A 19,638-nucleotide genomic window follows, 5' to 3' on the forward strand; every position below is an offset into this window, starting at 1 on the left:
AGGCATGACCATACTCTTGCCGCCCCCGAAATGCTTTTAGGAATTTGGAGAGGCGACAACTAGCCTGACACCGGGGGTCATCGCGAGCAAGCTCGCTCCCACAGGTTCTCACAGTTTTTCCAGGGCCAGGTTCAGCGCCAGCACATTCACCACAGGCGGTCCCACCAAGGGTTGCTCGGTGTTGGCATCGAGCAATGGCTGCAACGTCGAGATCGGCAGGTTACGCGCCGCGGCGACACGCGCCAGTTGATAGGCAATCGCCGCCGGAGGCAAGTGCGGATCCAGCCCGCTGGCGGAGGTGGTCAACAGCGCCAGCGGCACCGGGCCCTGACCGGGCACCTGGAGCTTGCCGGCGGCATCGATCACCCGTGTGGCCAGGGCCGGGTTGCTCGGGGAGAAGTTGCTGGCACCGCTGGCGACCGTGGCGAAGGCACCGGCCGATGGCCGTGGATGAAACCAGGCATCACCGGTGAAATCCTGGGCGATCAGCGTAGAGCCTCGGACCTTGCCGGCGGCGTCGACGACCAGGCTGCCGTTGGCCTGGGCTGGGAACGCGACTTGCGCCACGCCGGTGACTACCAGCGGGTAAGCGACACCGGTGATCAGGCTCATCAGTAATAACAGGCTCAAGGCCGGGCGAATCAGAGTGGACATCTCAAAACCCTCGAATAAGAAAACAGCTGATTTGCAGGCACATCCATTTGTGGCGAGGGAGCTTGCTCCCGCTGGGCTGCGTAGCCGCCCCGAAGACCTGCGACGCGGTGTGGCAGATAGATTGCGTTCAGCTTCTTTGGGGCTGCTTCGCAGCCCAGCGGGAGCAAGCTCCCTCGCCACAAAAGCTTCTCCTGTCACAACAACCAAGCATCAGGCTCAAACCAGCCCCAACGCCGTCAGCAACATATCGATCGCCTTGATCCCCACGAACGGCACCACGATCCCGCCCAGGCCATAGCTCAACAGATTGCGCCGCAACAACGCCGCCGCGCTTGCCGCTTGCACGCGCACGCCGCGCAGGGCCAGGGGGATGAGCACGACGATGATCAAGGCGTTGAAGACAATCGCCGACAAAATCGCGCTCTGCGGGCTGCTCAGGTGCATCACGTTCAACACACCGAGCTGCGGATAAATCGAGGCGAACAGTGCCGGCAGGATCGCGAAGTACTTGGCGATGTCGTTCGCGATGGAAAAGGTGGTCAGCGCCCCACGGGTCACCAGCAACTCCTTGCCGATCTGCACCACGTCCAGCAGTTTGGTCGGGTCGCTGTCGAGATCGACCATGTTGGCCGCCTCCCGAGCGGCCTGGGTACCATCGTTCATCGCCATGCCGACATCGGCCTGGGCCAGGGCCGGGGCGTCGTTGGCACCGTCGCCGCACATGGCCACCAGCCGACCGTCATTTTGTTCGTGACGGATACGCGCCAGCTTCTTCTCCGGCGTAGCCTCCGCCAACACATCATCGACACCCGCCTCGGCGGCAATCGCCGCGGCAGTCAGCGGGTTATCGCCGGTGACCATCACCGTGCGGATCCCCAGCTTGCGCAACTCGGCGAAACGCTCGCGGATGCCCGGCTTGACCACGTCTTTGAGGTGGATGGCTCCCAGCAACCTGCCGTCCATGCACACCAGCAGCGGCGTGCCGCCACTCTGGGCGATCTTGTCGACCTCCCGCGCCAGTGCCGACGGCAACTCATTGCGTGCAAGGCCGATGAACTCCAGCAAGGAATCCACGGCGCCCTTGCGGTAGATGCGGCCCTGATAGTCGACCCCGGACAAACGGGTTTCAGCACTGAACGGCACAGCCGTCAGCGCTTCGATGCCAGGCTCGGGCTGTGGTTGCAAACCGCGCAGGTACTCGACGAGGGACTTGCCCTCCGCCGTGTCATCGGCCAACGAGGCGAACAGCGCGCCTTCGGCCAGTTCCTTGGCAGTCACACCGGGGGCGGCATAGACCGCCGTGCAGCGACGATTGCCAAAAGTGATGGTGCCGGTCTTGTCCAGCATCAACACATGCACCTCCCCCGCCGCCTCGACCGCGCGGCCGGATTTGGCAATCACATTCAGGCGCACCAAGCGGTCCATCCCGGCGATGCCGATGGCCGACAGCAACCCGCCGATGGTGGTGGGAATCAAGGTGACCAGCAGGGCCACCAGAAACACCAGCGGCAGGCTGGCGTTGGCGAAATGGGCGAACGGCTGCAGCGTCACCACCACCAGCAGGAAGATCAGCGTCAGGCCGATCAACAGGATGTCCAGCGCCACCTCGTTCGGCGTTTTCTGGCGCTTGGCACCTTCCACCAAAGCGATCATGCGGTCCAGGGTGGACTCACCAGGATTGCTGGTGATGCGTATTAGCAGCCAGTCGGAGACCAGTCGCGTATTGCCGGTGACGGCCGAGCGATCGCCGCCGGATTCGCGGATGACCGGCGCCGATTCGCCAGTGATCGCCGCCTCATTGACCGCGGCGATGCCTTCGATCACTTCACCGTCGCCGGGGATCATGTCGCCGGCCTCGACGCGCACCACATCGCCTTTGCGCAGACGGGTGGCGGGGATGATTTCAAAACCGCTGGCGGTCTGGCGACGGGCATTGAGGCCTTCGCTGCCGGCCTTCAAGCTGTCGGCCCGGGCCTTGCCCCGCCCTTCGGCCAAGGCTTCGGCGAAGTTGGCGAACAGCACCGTGAACCACAACCACAGCGCAATTTGCGCGGCGACGAAGGTCGGCACGGCGCTGTCAGGAATGAAGCACAACACGGTGGTGAGGATCGCGGTCAGCTCCACCACCAGCATCACCGGTGCACGGTGCAACTGGCGAGGATCGAGCTTGACGAAGGCTTGCAACAACGCCGGGCGCCAGAGGGCCGACAGGTGAGTCTTGGGTTGCTCCGGCGCCTTGGCGGCGATGGTTTTGCTCATTGGCATATTCATCATCAAGTCCTCAGAAGCCCATGCTCAGGTGCTCGGCAATCGGCCCCAGCGCCAGGGTCGGCAGGAAGGTCAAGCCGCCGACCAGCAGGATGGTCACGGTCAACAGGGTCACGAACAGCGGGCCGTGGGTGGGAAAGCTGTTCTGGCCAATCGGCGCGGTCTTCTTCAAGGCCAGGCTGCCGGCCAACGCCAGCACCGGCAGGATGTAGCCGAACCGCCCGATCAGCATGCCCAGGCCCAGCATCAGGTTGTGGAAGGGTGTATTGGCACCGAACCCGGCGAATGCCGAACCGTTGTTCGCCCCCGCCGAGGTGTAGGCGTACAACAACTGGCTGAAACCATGGGCGCCAGGGTTGCTTACCGCCGCGGCCGGCCCGAGCAGGCTGGCGGCGACAGCACCCAGCACCAGCACGCTGACGGGCATCACCAGCAGCGTTGCGACCAACAGTTGCACCTCTCGGGCGCCCAGCTTCTTGCCCAGGTATTCCGGGGTGCGACCGATCATCAAGCCGGCCAGGAACACCGCGATCAGCACGTTCAACAGCATCCCGTAGAGCCCGGCCCCGACGCCGCCGAAGATCACCTCGCCGACCATCATGTTCACCAGCGACACCATGCCACTGAGCGGGTTGAGGCTGTCGTGCATGCCATTGACCGAGCCGTTGGACGCAGCCGTGGTGGTCACCGACCACAGCACGGTGGCGGTGGTGCCGCAGCGGGTTTCCTTGCCGTCCAGCGGTGCGGTTTGTTCGACGGCCGCGTTGTCCCGGGCCGGGTTGGGCTGGTATTCGGCCCACAGTGAAGTCGCGCCGCCGAGCAAGAACAGGGCCAACATGCAGGCGATGATCGCGCGGCTCTGGCGCAAATCCTTGACGTAATGACCGAAGGTGAACACCAGCGCGGCGGGAATCAGGATGATTGAAGCGACTTCGAACAGGTTGCTCCAGGCCGTCGGGTTTTCGAAAGGGTGCGCCGAGTTGACGCCGAAGAAACCGCCGCCGTTGGTGCCCAGTTGCTTGATCGCGATCTGGCTGGCGGCCGGCCCCAGCGGGATGATCTGGTCGGCACCCTGCAGCGTGAGCCCATGCACATAGTGGGCGAAGGTCTGCGGCACGCCCTGCCAGACCAGGAATAACGCCAGCAGCAGGCACAGCGGCAACAGTCCGTAGAGGGTGGCGCGGGTCATGTCGACCCAGAAGTTACCCAGCGTCGTGGCGGACTTGCGCCCGATGCCGCGACACAGCGCCACCAGCACAGCCAGGCCGGTGGCGGCGCTGACAAAGTTCTGCACGGTCAGGCCGACCATCTGGCTCAAGTAGCTCAGGGACGCTTCACCGCTGTAGGACTGCCAGTTGGTGTTGGTCATGAAGCTCACGGCCGTGTTGAAGGCCTGGGTCCACTCCATGCCGGGCAGTTGCTCGGTATTGAGGGGTAAATATCCCTGCAGCAGCAGAATCGCAAACAGCAAGACAAAACCTGCCAGGTTGAACGCGAGCAAGGCCAGGGTGTATTTCTGCCAGCTCTGCTCAACGGTGGCGTCGACACCGGCCAGGCGATAGCAACCGCGCTCCACCGGGCTGAGAATCGGCGAAAGCCACGTGCGCTGGCCTTCCATCACTCGGTAATAAAACCGCCCCAGGAACGGTGCCGGAACCAGCACCAGGGCGAAAAAGGCGAGGATCAGCCCGAAGTCATAACCGTGCATAACCGCTCCTAGTTCCGATCGGCGCGCAACAGCGCAACCAGCAGATAAATGAACAGCGCCACTGCCAGCAGCAGCGACACCCCGTCCAGAACACTCATGGGATTTCTCCGTGGTACGGCGTCGTGCCGTGTGGGGAGTGATTGTCGGTAGGGAGGCTGTAAAGGAGCGAGATCGAGAGGGGGATTAGGGGATAAAGAATCTGTAAAAAGTATTGGCTAGGCTGGCCTCATCGCGAGCAAGCTCGCTCCCACAGGAATTCTCAGTGGACGCGGATTCTGTATTCACAACAGAACCATTGTGGGAGCGAGCTTGCTCGCGATGAGGCCAGCCCTGGCACCAACGCTCTGAACTGGGGCACAAAACCAAGCCATCCGGCAGCGACCATCCCCGATACGACACGAATCCACCCATTACGACCGCCCCCACCAGCCTGGCACGACCGCTGCACAGCCCGTCCCAGCGCATTTGCTATGGATCGAGGGGAGCCACCGATGAACACACAACTCAAACCCACCCTGGGCACCCTGCATTTATGGGGCATTGCTGTCGGCCTGGTGATTTCCGGCGAGTATTTCGGCTGGAGCTACGGCTGGGGCGTGGCCGGGACACTGGGCTTCCTGGTGACCTCCTTCATGGTCGCGGCCATGTACACCTGCTTCATTTTCAGCTTCACCGAACTGACCACCGCCATTCCCCATGCCGGCGGGCCGTTTGCCTACAGCCGTCGCGCCTTCGGCGAGAAAGGCGGATTGATTGCCGGGCTGGCAACACTGATCGAATTCGTCTTCGCTCCGCCGGCGATTGCCCTGGCCATCGGCGCCTACCTGAACGTGCAGTTCCCAGCGCTGGACCCAAAACACGCCGCCGTCGGCGCCTATATCGTGTTCATGGGCCTGAACATCCTCGGGGTCAAACTGGCCGCGACGTTCGAGTTGGTTGTCTGCGTACTGGCGGTGGCCGAACTGCTGGTGTTCATGGGCGTCGTCGCCCCGGCGTTCAGTTTCAGCAGCTTCGCCCTCAACGGCTGGGCCGGCTCAGATGTGTTCGGTGCACCGGCCATCGCTGGCATGTTCGCCGCGATTCCTTTCGCCATCTGGTTCTTCCTGGCCATCGAAGGCGCGGCCATGGCCGCCGAAGAAGCCAAGGACCCGAAACGCACGAATCCCAAGGCCTACATCCGCGGCATCCTGACGCTGGTGTTCCTGGCAATGGGCGTCATGTTCATGGCCGGCGGCGTCGGCGATTGGCGTACCCTGTCGAACATCAACGATCCCCTGCCCCAAGCCATGAAAACCGTGGTCGGCGAAAGCTCCGGCTGGCTGCACATGCTGGTGTGGATCGGCCTGTTCGGCCTGGTGGCGAGTTTCCACGGCATCATCCTCGGCTACTCACGGCAGTTCTTCGCCCTGGCCCGCGCCGGCTACCTGCCCGCCTCCCTGGCCAAACTGTCACGCTTCCAGACCCCACACCGGGCCATCATCGCCGGCGGACTGATCGGCATTGCCGCGATCTACAGCGACGGCCTGATCAACCTCGGCGGCATGACCCTCACCGCCGCGATGATCACCATGGCCGTGTTCGGTGCCATCGTCATGTACATCATGAGCATGCTCAGCCTGTTCAAGCTGCGCAAAACCGAACCCAACCTGGAACGTACTTTCCGCGCACCGGGCTACCCAATCGTGCCGGGGATCGCCTTGGTGCTGGCGGTGGTGTGCCTGGTGGCGATGGCCTGGTTCAACGCGCTGATCGGGCTGATCTTCCTTGGCTTCATGGCGGTGGGCTTTGTCTACTTCGTCCTCACCGCACAACTGCGTGCGGATGCTCCCGCCGACGCGATGCTGACCGGGCTGTGAGGTGAAGCCGGCCGAACGGGCGTAGTATTGAACCACTGCGAACAACATTCGCTCATAAGTGGTAAGTGCGATGGATTGGCGAAACGTTCGTCTGTCCATCGCGCCCTCAAGGAGAGCCCTATGCCCTGGTATGCCTGGTTGATTCTGATTGTCGCAATCGGCTCGATCGTGGGAGGCCTGATGATGCTGCGCGACACCGCCAACAAAGTCGAACTCACGGACGAACAGCGCAAGCGTGTTGCCGAGCGCAATGCGGAAATGGATGCGAAAGAAGCCAAGGATCGTTGATGACCTGGCTTGCTTAGTGCTTTTGTGGCGAGGGAGCTTGCTCCCGCTGGGCCTTGTAGAAGCTGGCGAAGCCTGCGATCTTTTGATCTTTCGCTTGAGACTCAAGTGCTAGGGAAAAAGATCGCAGCCTCGTTGCACTCGACAGCTCCTACGCAGCTCATGCACGGCTCCTACAACGCCCACTCTCGCCACAAAAAGCCTGCGCCCGCTACGTCACTTTTCCCAATCCGCCTTGGCAATATGCAAGCCATGCAGCCCCTTGTACGCGGCCCGCTCAGGCTGGCGCCAGCCCTCCAGCAATGAATCCTCCAACCGATAGATCTCCACACCCAGCGGACGGCAGACGCTGAGAGGATCCTGCGCCTCCGGCCCCCACATCGCCAGCGACAGGTCACCACCCGGGCAGGTGGACAAGGCACACAACAAATCGATCTCGGCAAAAAACTCCAGGTAATCCCCCTTCTGCGCCGGACAGGCCTTCATGAAGTACATATCGTCATGATTGAGCCCTGTGCACTGGAAAATATTCAGCACATCATGCACATCGAACTCCGTCAGGCCATGGGGCAACACCGCACGGGTCAGGTTCGAATGGCAGTGATGATGGAAATCCTCCCCGGTCAGCATCTTGTTTACATAGGGATCACAGCGCGTACCCAGCAGGTCATGGAGTCGTCCACCATGCTCATCGATGCCGTAGCCAGCCAGGCTGTCGTCGGTGATGGTGACCAACGGCCGCAGGAATGGCAGGTTCGACCACAACCGATCATGGGTGCTGACATGAGCGCCCTGAAGCTGACGGGTGCGCGCCGCCCACAGGCGCTCCCGCGGGTCATGGGCATTCCAGACGTTGAAGTCCCCCACTTGCGGCCCTACTGGGGTGGTGACGCGGAACACATGACCCGCGGGCACGTGCCAAGCGCGGCCGGTGCGGATGGGTACTTCGAACTGCTCGATCAGGGTGCGTTTGTCCTGCTCGGTGCGGATACGGTCGTAGAAGGGTTTGTCCACCTGCAGGGCTGAACCTTTGCTGACCTGATAGGCGGCTGGGTAGTCTTTGTGCATGGCGCGGGTCCTTGATCAAGGGGTGATGGGTGGGAGCCAGCATCTGCAAAAGCAGTTGCTCGGAATCATCGAGATAAAGGCTCATCGCTTCGTGAGCCGCCAGCTTGTCGCCTTCGGCCAGCCAATCATGGATGCGTCGGTCACGGGCCAGCCACGGCGTCTGGAAACGCGCCTCATCGGGTGCGGAGCTAAACACCAGTCGCAGTTGTGCGACCACATTAGTAAAGAACTCATCCAGCAACGGACTGCGCATCAAACCAACGATGTGCTGATGGAACGCCAGCCCATGAGTACCGACCGAACGCCAGTCCTCACGCTCCCGAGCCAGATCCGCCGCCTCGAGTGCTTCGAGCATCCGGTCTGACTGATACTCGCGTAATGGTTGGCTGCCTAGGATGGCCTGAAGCTCCAAGGTGCGACGGACCTTGAACAGATCTCGCACGTCATCGACACCGAGCCTGCGGACCATTACCCCTTTGTTGCGCACGTAACGGGTCAGGCCTTCCTGGCCCAGGCGGTGTAACGCTTCGCGGATGGTATTGCGCGAAGCGTTGTAGGCCGAGACCAGGTTGTTCTCTATCAACGCCATGCCTGGCAGCAGGCGGCCGCCAATGATGTCGGCGCGTAGCTCCAGAGTGATCTGGTCGGCGAGGGAGAGAGTGCTGGTCATGGAGGAAGGCCTTGGATTGTTGAACAATCGATTGGCTGTAGATAATCATTATTTATGCCAATCACGGAAAAGCCTTCGGAATTTGCAAACACCAGCTAGCAAAAAGGCCAGTCTATTCGACCGGCCTCCTTCAATCACAAACTCAATTCACTTCCAGCTTGTCACGGTTCCTGTCGAGAATCGACTTGCCGATCCCCTTGACCTCCAGCAACTCCTCTACTGAAGAAAACGGCCCATTACTCTCCCGATACGCAACAATCGCTTCGGCTTTGCCCTTGCCTATGCCTGACAGCTCGCGCTGCAACGTTGCAGCATCCGCCCCGTTTAAATCCACCTTGGCGCCCTGGGTTTTGGCTGGCTGCTCCATTGCTTGCGGCACAGCGGCCGACTCATTTTTAGCCGCTGGGGCGGCGATAGCGCCAATCGAGACGCTGGTCAGAAGGGCAAAAATCAAAGAGTAGAAGTAGCCTGTACGCATAAATGACGCTCCATGACATCGTTAAGAGAGAAGCAGCTTTTCCGAAGCTGCCTCTCAAACTTAGGCGATGATGTGTCGCTGTCAAAAATGTGTACGTTACGGCGTGTGTAACAATCAGGGTTCGAGACGGCGTTGCTGGTAGATCCAGTCGACAATCTCACCGTCCGGAGCGTAACCACTGACGGTATCGCGAAGCAGTTGACGGACCCGGGTATAGTCATCCAGCTCGATAGCGGCCAGCAATTCGCCGAGCTTGATCTTGAGCACGTCCCAGGACAGGTGATCCTCGTTGGCACTCATGATCATCGGATGCTGAGTCGCAACAACGTTGTCGCCAATCAGCAACTCTTCGTAAAGTTTCTCGCCTGGGCGTAGGCCGGTGAATTCGATTGAAATGTCGCCGTGGGGGTTCTTTTCCGAACGAACACTCAGGCCAGACAGGTGAATCATCTTCTCCGCCAGCTCGACAATCTTCACCGGTTCGCCCATGTCGAGGACAAAAACGTCTCCGCCCAACCCCATGGAACCCGCCTGAATCACCAACTGAGCAGCCTCGGGAATGGTCATGAAGTAACGTGTGATCTTCGGATGGGTGACGGTCAATGGCCCGCCGGATTTGATCTGTTTATGGAACAACGGAATAACCGAACCGGATGAACCTAGCACGTTGCCGAACCGAACCATGGTGAAACGGGTTTTATTGACTCTTGAGACGTTGGCCTTGTCACCGAATAGCACGGGGGCCAATTCCCGGCTAAGGGCCTGCAAGGTCAGTTCCGCAAGTCGCTTAGTGCTGCCCATCACATTGGTCGGGCGCACCGCTTTATCCGTGGAGATCAGAACGAAGTTCGATACACCTGCCTGCAACGCAGCCTGTGCCGTATTCAACGTACCGATCACATTGTTCAGGACGCCTTCGGCGATGTTGTGCTCGACCATCGGGACATGCTTATAGGCGGCGGCGTGGTAGACCGTATCGACGTTCCAGGTCTTCATCACATCCAGCAGTTTATCCTGGTCTCGTACCGAACCAAGGATAGGCAACAACCGAACCGACAACGACTCGCGAATAACACGAGGTTCAAGTTCGGAGAGAATGCTGTAGAGGTTGAATTCACTGTGCTCGTACAGCAACAGCGTCGTAGGCTTCAATGCCAGGATTTGCCGACAGAGCTCGGAGCCAATCGAACCACCGGCCCCTGTGACCAGAACCGATTGGCCAGTGATGCAATGCTCCAGTAGATCAGGTTGTGCGGGGACCGGATCGCGCCCCAGAAGGTCCGCAATATCCACTTCCTGGATGTCATCGACCTTGACCCGGCCGCTGGCCAGATCCATGAACCCAGGGACACTGCGCACATGCAACGGGAAGCCTTCAAGCAGCGTCAGGATTTCTCGACGGCGACCACGTGACGATGAAGGCACAGCCAGCAAAATTTCCTGAGCGCCAGTGGCGTCGATCATCTTTTGAATATGCTTGGGCTGGTAGACCTGTAGCCCAGCGATCACGCGGTCCGCGATGCTTCTATCGTCATCGATGAACGCGACCGGTCGCATCACTCGCCCCATTCGCAGCGCGGCCACAAGCTGGTTACCTGCGGCCCCGGCACCATAAATAGCGACCTTGGGCAGGCCGTCATCACGGTTGGTAAAGGGTACGTGCTGGGCTGCGGTAAACCAGTCACCCAGGAAGTATTGCCGCATCATCAGGCGCAACCCGCCAATCATGATCAGGCTCAACCACCAGTAGTTGAAAATGATGGACCGTGGCACCACGGCTTTATGGTTACTGTACCAATACACCAAGAGCGCCAACAGCAAAGCTGAAAGACTGACCGCCTTGCAAATGGTAATCAGCGCATCGTTGCCAAAATAACGCATGACAGCGCGGTACATGCCAAAGCGAATGAAAATCGGAATAGCGATCAGCGGAGCGGATACGAAAAGCCACAGATGCGTTTCGATTGGGCTGGCCAACGCCTCGACGCCCAGTCGAACGACAAATGCCAGCCACAAGGCGAACCAAACCAAAACCACATCAGTGGCTACCTGGATCGCGCGCTTGTGGCGTCTGGGCAGCCCCAACAACGCCGATCGTATTTTATCCATAACCCCTTCACGCACCTTGGCCAGCTCCTAAAGCAAATGCATTCCTGAAGCACGCAATTATATTTCCATCTCTAAGACAACCGATAAGAAAAAACGCGAACCTTTACACTAAAATCAGGTTTTTTCCAGCTCACCCGCATGAAACCTGACGGCAAGCAGCACCAACGGAACGTAAGCGACTGTCAAAGCCAACACTCCATCCATGTTCCACAAAACGACACATGCCGCCAGAGGCAGGAGCCAGAACAAGTTAATCACCGCCACCGCCGCGGTTACCGGTAAATGGCGGCCATACTGACGCGAAGCGAATTGGTACGCATGGCTTCGGTGGGCTTCATACACCTTATCGCCTCGTAGCAGGCGTCGTATCAAGGTGACGGTCGCATCGACGATGAATACACCCAACAAAATTAGCCAGACCCAAAGCAGCTTGGGTGAAGTCCAAGCTGCCTGCAACGACAACAGACCGAGGATGATACCGAGAAATCCGCTTCCCGCGTCCCCCATAAAAATTCGTGCGGGAGGGAAGTTCCAGTAAAGAAACCCACCCACTGCCATTGCGAGTACCAGTGGTGCCACAACCAAGCTATCAAAGCCCCCCAACCAGTAAAGCAGGCAAGCCCCGAGGCAAGCGCAAATCGCCTCGACGCTGGCAATACCGTCGATACCGTCCATGAAGTTGTATAGGTTGAGCATCCAGACCAGGTAGAAGACTGCCAGGGCGTGCCCAAACCAAGCTAATTCAAGTTCAAGACCAAAAAAGCTGATTGCCGGCAGACCGCCCAACCAATACAACGCCCAAATTGACGCCGCGAAATGACCGAGCAATCTCCAGCGGGCTGCGATGTGACCGTGATCATCCAGGAATCCCAGCACAGCGATGCCAGATCCTGCTCCCAGCATTGCCCACAGAATTGACCAAGGCAGGACGCCGGAAATTGCCAATATAGGCAAGGCCAACAGGAAGCTGAAGACGATCGCCACGCCTCCACCACGAGGGGTGGGGACTGTATGTGAGCTACGAGCGTTGGGGATGTCGATGATACTTCGGACGAGGGCATATTTACGTAATGCACCGGTTAAGAAGAGTGACAGCACAGCCGCAAGAGGAATTATTAACCAAGGAGACATAGAATAAACAGTTTCCATTATAGAAAGAGGAAGCTTAACGAGCACGAGAAAAATAATCTTTCCCAGCCTCGACTAACGCTTCGTCTGGAGCTACCGGGGGGGTCCATCCCAAAAGGCCACGGACTTTACTCGAGTCAATCACAAGAGAGCCATAAAGCTGATCGTATGTCGTTTCACGCCCAATTAATCGGGCAACTCTACTAACCAACCCATCAGGAACAGGAAACAATCTTGCCTCATGCCCCATACCCTTTGCGAGATAGCGAATAATTTGAGAAGTTGACACATCAACCCCATCAGACGCGAGAAAGGTTTGATCTGCAGCTGCGGGATGCTCAACGCATAGAGAGATTAGATCAACCAGATTTTCTAAAGCAATAATACTACGTTTGTTTTTTACACCCCGAAAAGGAAGTGGCAACCCGCTGGCGACCAACTTCAACAAAGCCTGGAAATTCCCTGGCGCATTCCCGGCATAAACCAATGGCGGACGAATAATAACCAGCTCCATACCATATTTTATCGAAACATTCTTTAGCTCGTTCTCTGCTTCCAATTTTGAAAGTGCATAATCGGCATGAGGTATTAATGGAGAGTGTTCATCCAAAGGCGCCCCTGTTGTATTCACTCCATGAACGCCGATTGAGCTGATAAAAACAAATCGTTTCACACCCGCATCGCAGGCTTGTTGCGCCAGATTGAGACTTGCCTCAACGTTTACCTTCCTAAACGCCAACAAGGGATTTTCGCACTTATCATTTAACTTATGAGCTCGACCGGCAACATGCACAACACAATCAACACCCTGTAAAACATCGGCCCATGCAGTATCACCCGAAAGATCACCGACACCGATCGTCTGGGAACCGTCCGAAGCAATCTGCGGTAAACGGGATACCGCTACAACGGAATAGGTAGAGCCGAGCACTGCGTGTAGCCTGCTCCCGACAAAACCCGTACTACCTGTAAGTAGAATCCGTTTAGTTGGTTTCATTTCTTTAGATAGCTCGCCAATTTGAATGGAACCTTCATAGCCACCAGTAGAATATTGGTATAAATGCCGTTTTCCCGGCAAGCCCTGACAATTTCGAGATTTTGGTGAATCCGCCACCAAAAACCCGTTGTACTTATTCCACCGTCGCGCATTTTAACCATGACCGCGTCATGCCTTACCATTCTTACATTTTTAGAAAAAAACCGTGCCATCAGTTCGAAATCAGCGGAAACGCGATAGCCCAACTTATAATCACCGAACCGCTGAAAAATCTCGCGCCGCGCATAAAAAGTTGGATGCGGAATCATAAAACCAAAACGAATTTTCCAAGGAGAAAAACCTGCCGAAGAATATTTTCGGGTAACAACCTCAGTCTGCTTACGCTGTACAAAAACGAGATCTGCGTAAGTAGCATCCGCACCAGGGTTATTTTGCAAGTGCGCAACCAGATCTTGGATGACATAATCCCCAGCAAAAAAGTCATCCGAGTTCAAGATACCAACATAATCACCTGTTGCGGCCCTGACACCTTTATTCATGGCATCATATATGCCCTTATCCGGCTCACTTATCAACTTGGCAATCCGACCTTCATACTCGGATATTATGTCCAGCGTTCCGTCTTTCGAGGCACCATCCACGATAATGTATTCGATATTCTTATATTGCTGCGCAAGAACAGACTCAATGGTATCTCTGATTGTGTCGACACCATTATAACAAACAGTAATTATCGAGATTTTCAACGCCACTTAACTCCGACCGTATATATCTTCAAACCGGACAATATCATCCTCCCCCAAATAAGTACCCGATTGAACTTCAATCAATTCTAACGGTATCACGCCCGGGTTTTCCAACGCGTGGACCTGGCCCACGGGGATATAAGTAGACTGATTTTCCGTTACGAGATAGTTCTTATCTCCATTGGTTACACGTGCAGTGCCGCTCACAACGATCCAATGCTCTGCACGATGGTGATGCATTTGTACCGATAGCTTCGCACCGGGATTCACCGTGATGCGTTTAACTTGATAACGCAGGCCATTATCTATGCAGTCATAAACGCCCCATGGACGATAAACTTCACGATGATTTGCATATTCGGTGCGTTTACAATTTTTCAGTTGATCGACTATTTTTTTTACGTCTTGGACGTCACCCTTATGCGCAACGAGCACCGCGTCCTTGGTTTCAACGATCACAAGATCATCAATGCCGATGGTTGCGACAAGTCGATGAGTGGCATGTACATAGCTACTACTTGTACGTTCAGTCAGCACATCGCCTTTGAGCACGTTACCATCGGCATCCTTGTCAGCAGTGTCCCATAGCGCCGTCCAGGACCCCACGTCACTCCATCCAGCATCAAGCGGTACCATTACCGCGTCGGACGTACGCTCCATCACCGCGTAATCAACTGAGTTTTCCGGGCAAGCCCCGAACGTCTGGGCATCGACACGGGTGAAATGCATATCCTGCCGGGCACTCGCAAAGGAGGCACGGCAAGCATGGAGAATATTCGGTGCAAAACGCTCCAACTCCTCCAGATAACGGCTTGCTCGAAACATGAACATGCCGCTATTCCAAAAGTATTGGCCGCTGTCCAGGTATCTTTGGGCAGTAGCTGAGTCGGGCTTTTCCACAAACCGGCTGACAACGTAACCGCCAAGAGCCAGTTCCTTTCCCCTTTCCAGATAGCCAAAACCGGTTTCTGGATGAGTAGGCAACACCGCGAACGTCACCAATTTACCCGATTCAGCCAGCGCCAAAGCATGGCCAATACTGGCGTGGAACGCTTCAATATCTTGAATGAGATGATCGGCAGCAAGAACCAGCAGAATCGGATCATCTCCGCCAGCAGTCGCTTGCAATGCTGCGAGCGCAATAGCCGGTGCAGTATTGCGCCCTACCGGTTCAAGCAGAATCCGGGCTTCCTCCATGTCCAGCTGTCGCAATTGCTCCGCCGCAAGGAATCGCTGCTGTTCATTGCAGATCAGTATCGGCAGATGATGATCAAGCCCCTCCAGCCGCTTGATTGTCGACTGAAGCAGCGATTGCTCGGCATCAACCAAAGGCAGAAATTGCTTGGGATTGAGCTGGCGAGACAATGGCCAGAGGCGAGACCCCGAGCCGCCAGCCATGATTACTGGAAGAAACATACAAAATCGTCCTTTGCAGCTATCGAGTTGCCGTTAAATTCTTTTTATTCATAGGCTTATTACATCAATAGCCCGATAAATCCAGTTTGCAGTGCATTAATCCCTGGCTTCCAACCGATGCTCTACAAACCAGCGATAAGCATCGCCCAGCCCGTCTTCCAGATCTATGGTGGCCTGCCAGCCCAGTGCGCAGAGCCGCGAGACATCCATCAACTTGCGCGGAGATCCATCAGGTTTGCTTGCATCGAAGGATAGCTGCCCTTTGAAACCGGTGACCTTGGCGATGGTTTGTGCAAGCTCGCGAATCGTACAGTCTTTACCAGTCCCCACGTTGATATGCGACAACATTGGTTGGGTATTGGCCTGATAGGTAGCACCATCAAGCTCCATCACATGGACGCTGGCCGCTGCCATGTCATCGACATGCAGGAACTCACGCATCGGATTGCCGCTACCCCAGATGATCACCTCGGCCTGATCGGCCTGCACGGCCTCGTGGAAACGGCGAAGCAATGCCGGAATCACGTGGCTGTTTTGTGGATGATAATTATCATGAGGTCCATAAAGATTGGTTGGCATGACACTGCGGTAGTCGCGACCATATTGGCGGTTATAGCTCTCACACAACTTGATCCCAGCAATTTTGGCGATCGCATAAGGCTCGTTGGTCGGTTCCAGAACTCCGGTCAACAATGCGTCTTCCTTCATAGGTTGAATCGCATGCTTGGGGTAGATGCAGGAAGAACCAAGAAACAACAACCGTTGGACGTCCGAGGCGTGAGCCGCCTGAATCACATTCGCCTGAATCATCAAGTTGTCGTAGATGAAATCCGCGGGGAACGTATTGTTAGCATGAATCCCTCCTACTTTGGCCGCCGCAAGATACACCTGATCAATTCGGTGCTCGGCGAAGTAGGCGCGTACCGCCCGCTGATCCAGCAGATCCAGTTCGTCCCGTCCGGCGCAAAAAACGGAGCGATAACCCAGGGCCTGAAGGCGGCGCACGATGGCCGAGCCGACCATACCTCGATGGCCCGCGACAAAAATGTTCTGGTTCAATTCACGGGACATTATCAGTTCTCCACAGCGACCGGAACTTCATGACCGTGTTGCTTGAGCAATGCATGGCGCTGAGCGGCCTTGAGGTCTTCGCGGACCATTTCGGCACACATCTCCTGCACGGTGATTTCCGGCACCCAGCCCAGGTTCTTCTTGGCTTTGCTAGGATCCCCCAACAAGGTTTCAACCTCGGCGGGCCGGAAATAACGCGGATCAACACGTACGATTACGTCCCCGACATTCAACGCCAGTGCCAACTCGCCGTCAATGCGCTCGACCACAGCACGCTCTTCTACACCCTCACCTTCAAAGCGCAAGGTAATCCCCAGCTCAGCTGCGGACCAGCGCACGAACTCACGTACCGAATATTGGACACCGGTGGCAATCACGTAGTCTTCCGGTTGGTCCTGCTGCAGCATCATCCACTGCATGCGTACGTAATCCTTTGCATGCCCCCACTCGCGCAATGCATCCATATTGCCTAGAAACAGACACTGCTCCAGCCCTTGAGAAATGTTCGCCAAGGCCCGGGTAATCTTGCGCGTCACGAAAGTCTCGCCACGACGTGGGGACTCATGGTTGAACAAGATGCCATTGCAGGCATACATACCATAGGCTTCGCGGTAGTTCACGGTGATCCAGTAGGCATAGAGTTTTGCCACGGCATAAGGAGAACGCGGATAGAAAGGAGTCGTTTCCCGTTGCGGAGTTTCCTGCACCAGACCATACAGTTCAGAAGTCGACGCTTGATAAAAACGGGTTTTTTTCTCCAACCCCAACAAACGAATCGCTTCAAGAATCCGCAAGGTGCCCATCGCATCGACATCAGCGGTGTATTCAGGAGACTCGAAACTCACGGCAACGTGAGACTGGGCTCCCAGATTATAGACTTCATCCGGCTGAACTTCCTTGATGATCCGGGTGAGGTTCGAGGAGTCGCTCAGGTCACCGTAATGGAGAACGAAATTACGGTTATCAACATGCGGATCCTGATAAATATGATCGACACGCTGAGTATTAAAGGAGGAAGCTCGACGTTTGATGCCGTGGACTTCGTAACCTTTTTCGAGTAGCAGTTCAGCCAGATAGGAACCATCCTGCCCTGTAACCCCGGTAATTAAAGCTCTTTTCATGCTCCCATTCTCCCAGTCATTTTAAAGTTCTAGCAATGACAGACGAATCCGCCTTGCCATGCGAAGGAAGCAATATCACTTCTCTTCTAAAATTGGGTGTAAACCGTCTGAAATACCAATAAAAAATCAGCGGAAAAACTAAAAAATCCATCAAGTTAAATAAATAAAATATATCAAACGCAGCTCGAAACAGATACAAAAAAAGCACAACCATCAACAAATACTGCCTATCAAGCATTAACCTGACGAATGAAATACCAACCATAAAGACGAAGAAAAATATTGAAACACCGAAAAAAGAATGCAGTCGCAAGAAAGCACTATGAGGATTACCGCCAAAGGCTTCCACCATTGGTACACTTGTTAAATTTACTCCAGCAAAAAAACCAACCAGGTCCAAATGTGCAAAATAATCTTGAGCAATATAATATCGATCACTCTCCAAGCCCGCAGCCAAATTTGTACGAGACTGCACAAGATCATAAAAGTACTCCCACCCGACAACCAAAACAACAAAACCCATAACAGCCATTACCGAAAACGCGAGAATACTTTTTCTCCATAAAACACATAACAAAAGCACAAAAGAAACAAATATCCCATTACGACTATACAAAGGAATACTTATTAAGAACACCAAAACAAACAAGGTCACCGATATAGACTTACCTGCATACTCTCGGGAAAAAATATACCCACTTGCAAGCGCCAATAATATTCCAGAATATACATTCCGACTCGACCCGATAAGCACCTTGTTAAACTCTGCCGCCCCATACCCTTTCACCAGAATCAACCAGATCGTAACAGTCAAAAATATAAAGAAAGGAAGTTCAAAGAGCACCCACGTTTTCCGAAACTCCACGGCATACCAGGCAACACCAAGCCCTGAAACGAAAACAAAAACTGTGAAGACACTTCTGTATTCTGACCAATCATAGTTAAACAACGAAAAAACAAACAAACAGAAAAACAAAAGCACCAGACCGAAAAAAGATAAGCCACTTCGTCCTCGAGAAACCGAAAGCATAATAGCGAATACAACGACTCCAACGGCCACTGCCCCGGTACGATAGCTAATTTCTCCGTAATAAAAAGCCAACGCAGAAAGAACAATATAAATACACGCACAAAAAAATGCGCTACCTCGAAGGACAGCGGCCATTTAAATCTCCCTCCCGAAATGAATGCCGGCCATCATTCCAACTCAGCCCACCCCAGAATTTCGGCCGATGGAGACAGTTTACTTGCCGCCGATATTTCTACACCGTATTTTTTTAGCTCGTGCTTTAGCGCTTTTATCACTGCCGCCACACCGACACCGTTCTCGCCGATCGCGGTTTTATGTAACTCGAAGCCACCCTCATCTGGATTTATCGGTTGCGGCAGCACTCCGTTATTGAAAATAATCTCAGAAGCGTCACGTCCATAAAAGTGCGGCCCCTGAAAGTCCAGACCGTGAACGATGATTTTCTTAAAACCCATTATTTTGGCCAAAACAGCCAAACCAACGACACTGGATACTGCTTGAGGCAAGCCTTGGGTTTCCGCACACATCTGCGTCACTACCGGAGCAACGCCTTTGCTGCCAAAAATTCTGAAATGTCGATCCTTTATAAAGAATGCTTTATCCGAGTACAGCGTACCGATAAGGCCCACTGAATTCTTTAGCTCAGACAGATTCTTGAAAATAACTTTAGAATTTGCGAAAACATTAAATTTCTCCAACGCAATATAGATCTGATAAGTGTTCACAAAAAAACGCAAATCCTTCACTGACGCATTCTCAATAAAATGCAAATCAGGATTATTACATTTTAAAAATGAAAAATTGAAACCTATAACAAACGACTTCGCACGATCAATAGCTTCATAGGAATGGTTCAAGCTCCAACCGGATGCTAGGATATGACATTCAAGGGAGGTATCGAACCTATCAGAAGAAGCAACAAATTCCTGCATTCCCAGTCGCTTCAGCTTTGAAGCCCGCAGCCACTGCACAACGGACTCAAACCAAAGTATCAACCGTGTACACAATAGCTGAAGTGCTAGGGGCAAATTTC

General features: G+C 55.2%; 17 protein-coding genes and 1 pseudogene. 2 read left to right on the forward strand and 16 right to left on the reverse strand.

Annotated features, from left to right (window positions below; all coding sequences use genetic code 11):
• Window positions 1–108: 108 nt before the first annotated feature.
• From kdpC to kdpF, 4 genes are all read right to left on the reverse strand, one after another.
• Window positions 109–654, reverse strand: coding sequence for a potassium-transporting ATPase subunit KdpC (gene kdpC, locus HGO40_RS14110; protein WP_250963489.1), 546 nt, complete (start codon window positions 652–654; stop codon window positions 109–111).
• Between the two features lie 216 nt (window positions 655–870).
• A complete protein-coding gene (gene kdpB / locus HGO40_RS14115; RefSeq protein WP_250963490.1) occupies window positions 871–2,925 on the reverse strand; it encodes a potassium-transporting ATPase subunit KdpB in 2,055 nt (684 codons plus the stop codon).
• A gap of 10 nt (window positions 2,926–2,935) precedes the next feature.
• Window positions 2,936–4,630, reverse strand: coding sequence for a potassium-transporting ATPase subunit KdpA (kdpA, locus tag HGO40_RS14120; RefSeq protein ID WP_250963491.1), 1,695 nt, complete (start codon window positions 4,628–4,630; stop codon window positions 2,936–2,938).
• 8 nt (window positions 4,631–4,638) lie between these two features.
• A complete protein-coding gene (kdpF, locus tag HGO40_RS14125) occupies window positions 4,639–4,728 on the reverse strand; it encodes a K(+)-transporting ATPase subunit F (protein WP_003218754.1) in 90 nt (29 codons plus the stop codon).
• A 393-nt stretch (window positions 4,729–5,121) separates the two neighbouring features.
• Between kdpF and eat the strand changes: the two genes are divergently transcribed.
• Window positions 5,122–6,486: an ethanolamine permease gene (gene eat, locus HGO40_RS14130; protein ID WP_250963492.1), complete on the forward strand. Its 1,365-nt coding sequence runs from the start codon at window positions 5,122–5,124 to the stop codon at window positions 6,484–6,486.
• Window positions 6,487–6,606: 120 nt separating this feature from the next.
• Window positions 6,607–6,774 carry a DUF2897 family protein gene (locus HGO40_RS14135; RefSeq protein WP_003183831.1) on the forward strand — a complete coding sequence of 56 codons (168 nt, stop codon included), beginning with the start codon at window positions 6,607–6,609 and terminating at the stop codon, window positions 6,772–6,774.
• 213 nt (window positions 6,775–6,987) lie between these two features.
• Here the strand turns inward: HGO40_RS14135 and HGO40_RS14140 are convergent, their stop codons facing one another.
• The 12 genes and pseudogenes from HGO40_RS14140 to HGO40_RS14195 form a co-directional block, all read right to left on the reverse strand.
• Window positions 6,988–7,839 (reverse strand): urea carboxylase-associated family protein, encoded by an 852-nt coding sequence (locus HGO40_RS14140; protein ID WP_250963493.1) that lies wholly within the window; start codon window positions 7,837–7,839, stop codon window positions 6,988–6,990.
• 22 nt (window positions 7,840–7,861) lie between these two features.
• A pseudogene (locus HGO40_RS14145) lies at window positions 7,862–8,509 on the reverse strand (GntR family transcriptional regulator); the annotation flags it as partial.
• A gap of 142 nt (window positions 8,510–8,651) precedes the next feature.
• Complete coding sequence (locus HGO40_RS14150) at window positions 8,652–8,987, reverse strand: ComEA family DNA-binding protein (protein WP_250963494.1); 336 nt, start codon at window positions 8,985–8,987, stop codon at window positions 8,652–8,654.
• A 114-nt stretch (window positions 8,988–9,101) separates the two neighbouring features.
• Window positions 9,102–11,096 carry a polysaccharide biosynthesis protein gene (locus HGO40_RS14155; protein ID WP_250963536.1) on the reverse strand — a complete coding sequence of 665 codons (1,995 nt, stop codon included), beginning with the start codon at window positions 11,094–11,096 and terminating at the stop codon, window positions 9,102–9,104.
• A 114-nt stretch (window positions 11,097–11,210) separates the two neighbouring features.
• Complete coding sequence (locus HGO40_RS14160; protein WP_250963537.1) at window positions 11,211–12,227, reverse strand: MraY family glycosyltransferase; 1,017 nt, start codon at window positions 12,225–12,227, stop codon at window positions 11,211–11,213.
• 34 nt (window positions 12,228–12,261) lie between these two features.
• The gene (locus tag HGO40_RS14165; RefSeq protein ID WP_284739107.1) at window positions 12,262–13,221 is read right to left on the reverse strand and encodes an NAD-dependent epimerase/dehydratase family protein; all 960 of its coding nucleotides are present in this window, start codon (window positions 13,219–13,221) and stop codon (window positions 12,262–12,264) included.
• Entirely contained in the window at window positions 13,218–13,973 is a 756-nt protein-coding gene (locus HGO40_RS14170) for a glycosyltransferase family 2 protein (RefSeq protein ID WP_250963496.1), read from the reverse strand. The genes HGO40_RS14165 and HGO40_RS14170 overlap by 4 nt, the downstream gene beginning before the upstream one ends.
• Complete coding sequence (locus tag HGO40_RS14175; RefSeq protein WP_250963497.1) at window positions 13,974–15,383, reverse strand: mannose-1-phosphate guanylyltransferase/mannose-6-phosphate isomerase; 1,410 nt, start codon at window positions 15,381–15,383, stop codon at window positions 13,974–13,976.
• Window positions 15,384–15,479: 96 nt separating this feature from the next.
• Entirely contained in the window at window positions 15,480–16,454 is a 975-nt protein-coding gene (gene fcl / locus HGO40_RS14180) for a GDP-L-fucose synthase (protein WP_250963498.1), read from the reverse strand.
• 2 nt (window positions 16,455–16,456) lie between these two features.
• Window positions 16,457–17,575 (reverse strand): GDP-mannose 4,6-dehydratase, encoded by a 1,119-nt coding sequence (gene gmd / locus HGO40_RS14185; RefSeq protein WP_250963499.1) that lies wholly within the window; start codon window positions 17,573–17,575, stop codon window positions 16,457–16,459.
• A 16-nt stretch (window positions 17,576–17,591) separates the two neighbouring features.
• A complete protein-coding gene (locus HGO40_RS14190; protein ID WP_250963500.1) occupies window positions 17,592–18,740 on the reverse strand; it encodes a hypothetical protein in 1,149 nt (382 codons plus the stop codon).
• Between the two features lie 32 nt (window positions 18,741–18,772).
• A complete protein-coding gene (locus HGO40_RS14195) occupies window positions 18,773–19,576 on the reverse strand; it encodes a hypothetical protein (RefSeq protein WP_250963501.1) in 804 nt (267 codons plus the stop codon).
• Window positions 19,577–19,638: the final 62 nt, after the last annotated feature.

The organism is Pseudomonas sp. CG7, from assembly GCF_023701885.1.
Taxonomy (GTDB): Bacteria; Pseudomonadota; Gammaproteobacteria; order Pseudomonadales; family Pseudomonadaceae; genus Aquipseudomonas; species Aquipseudomonas zanjanensis.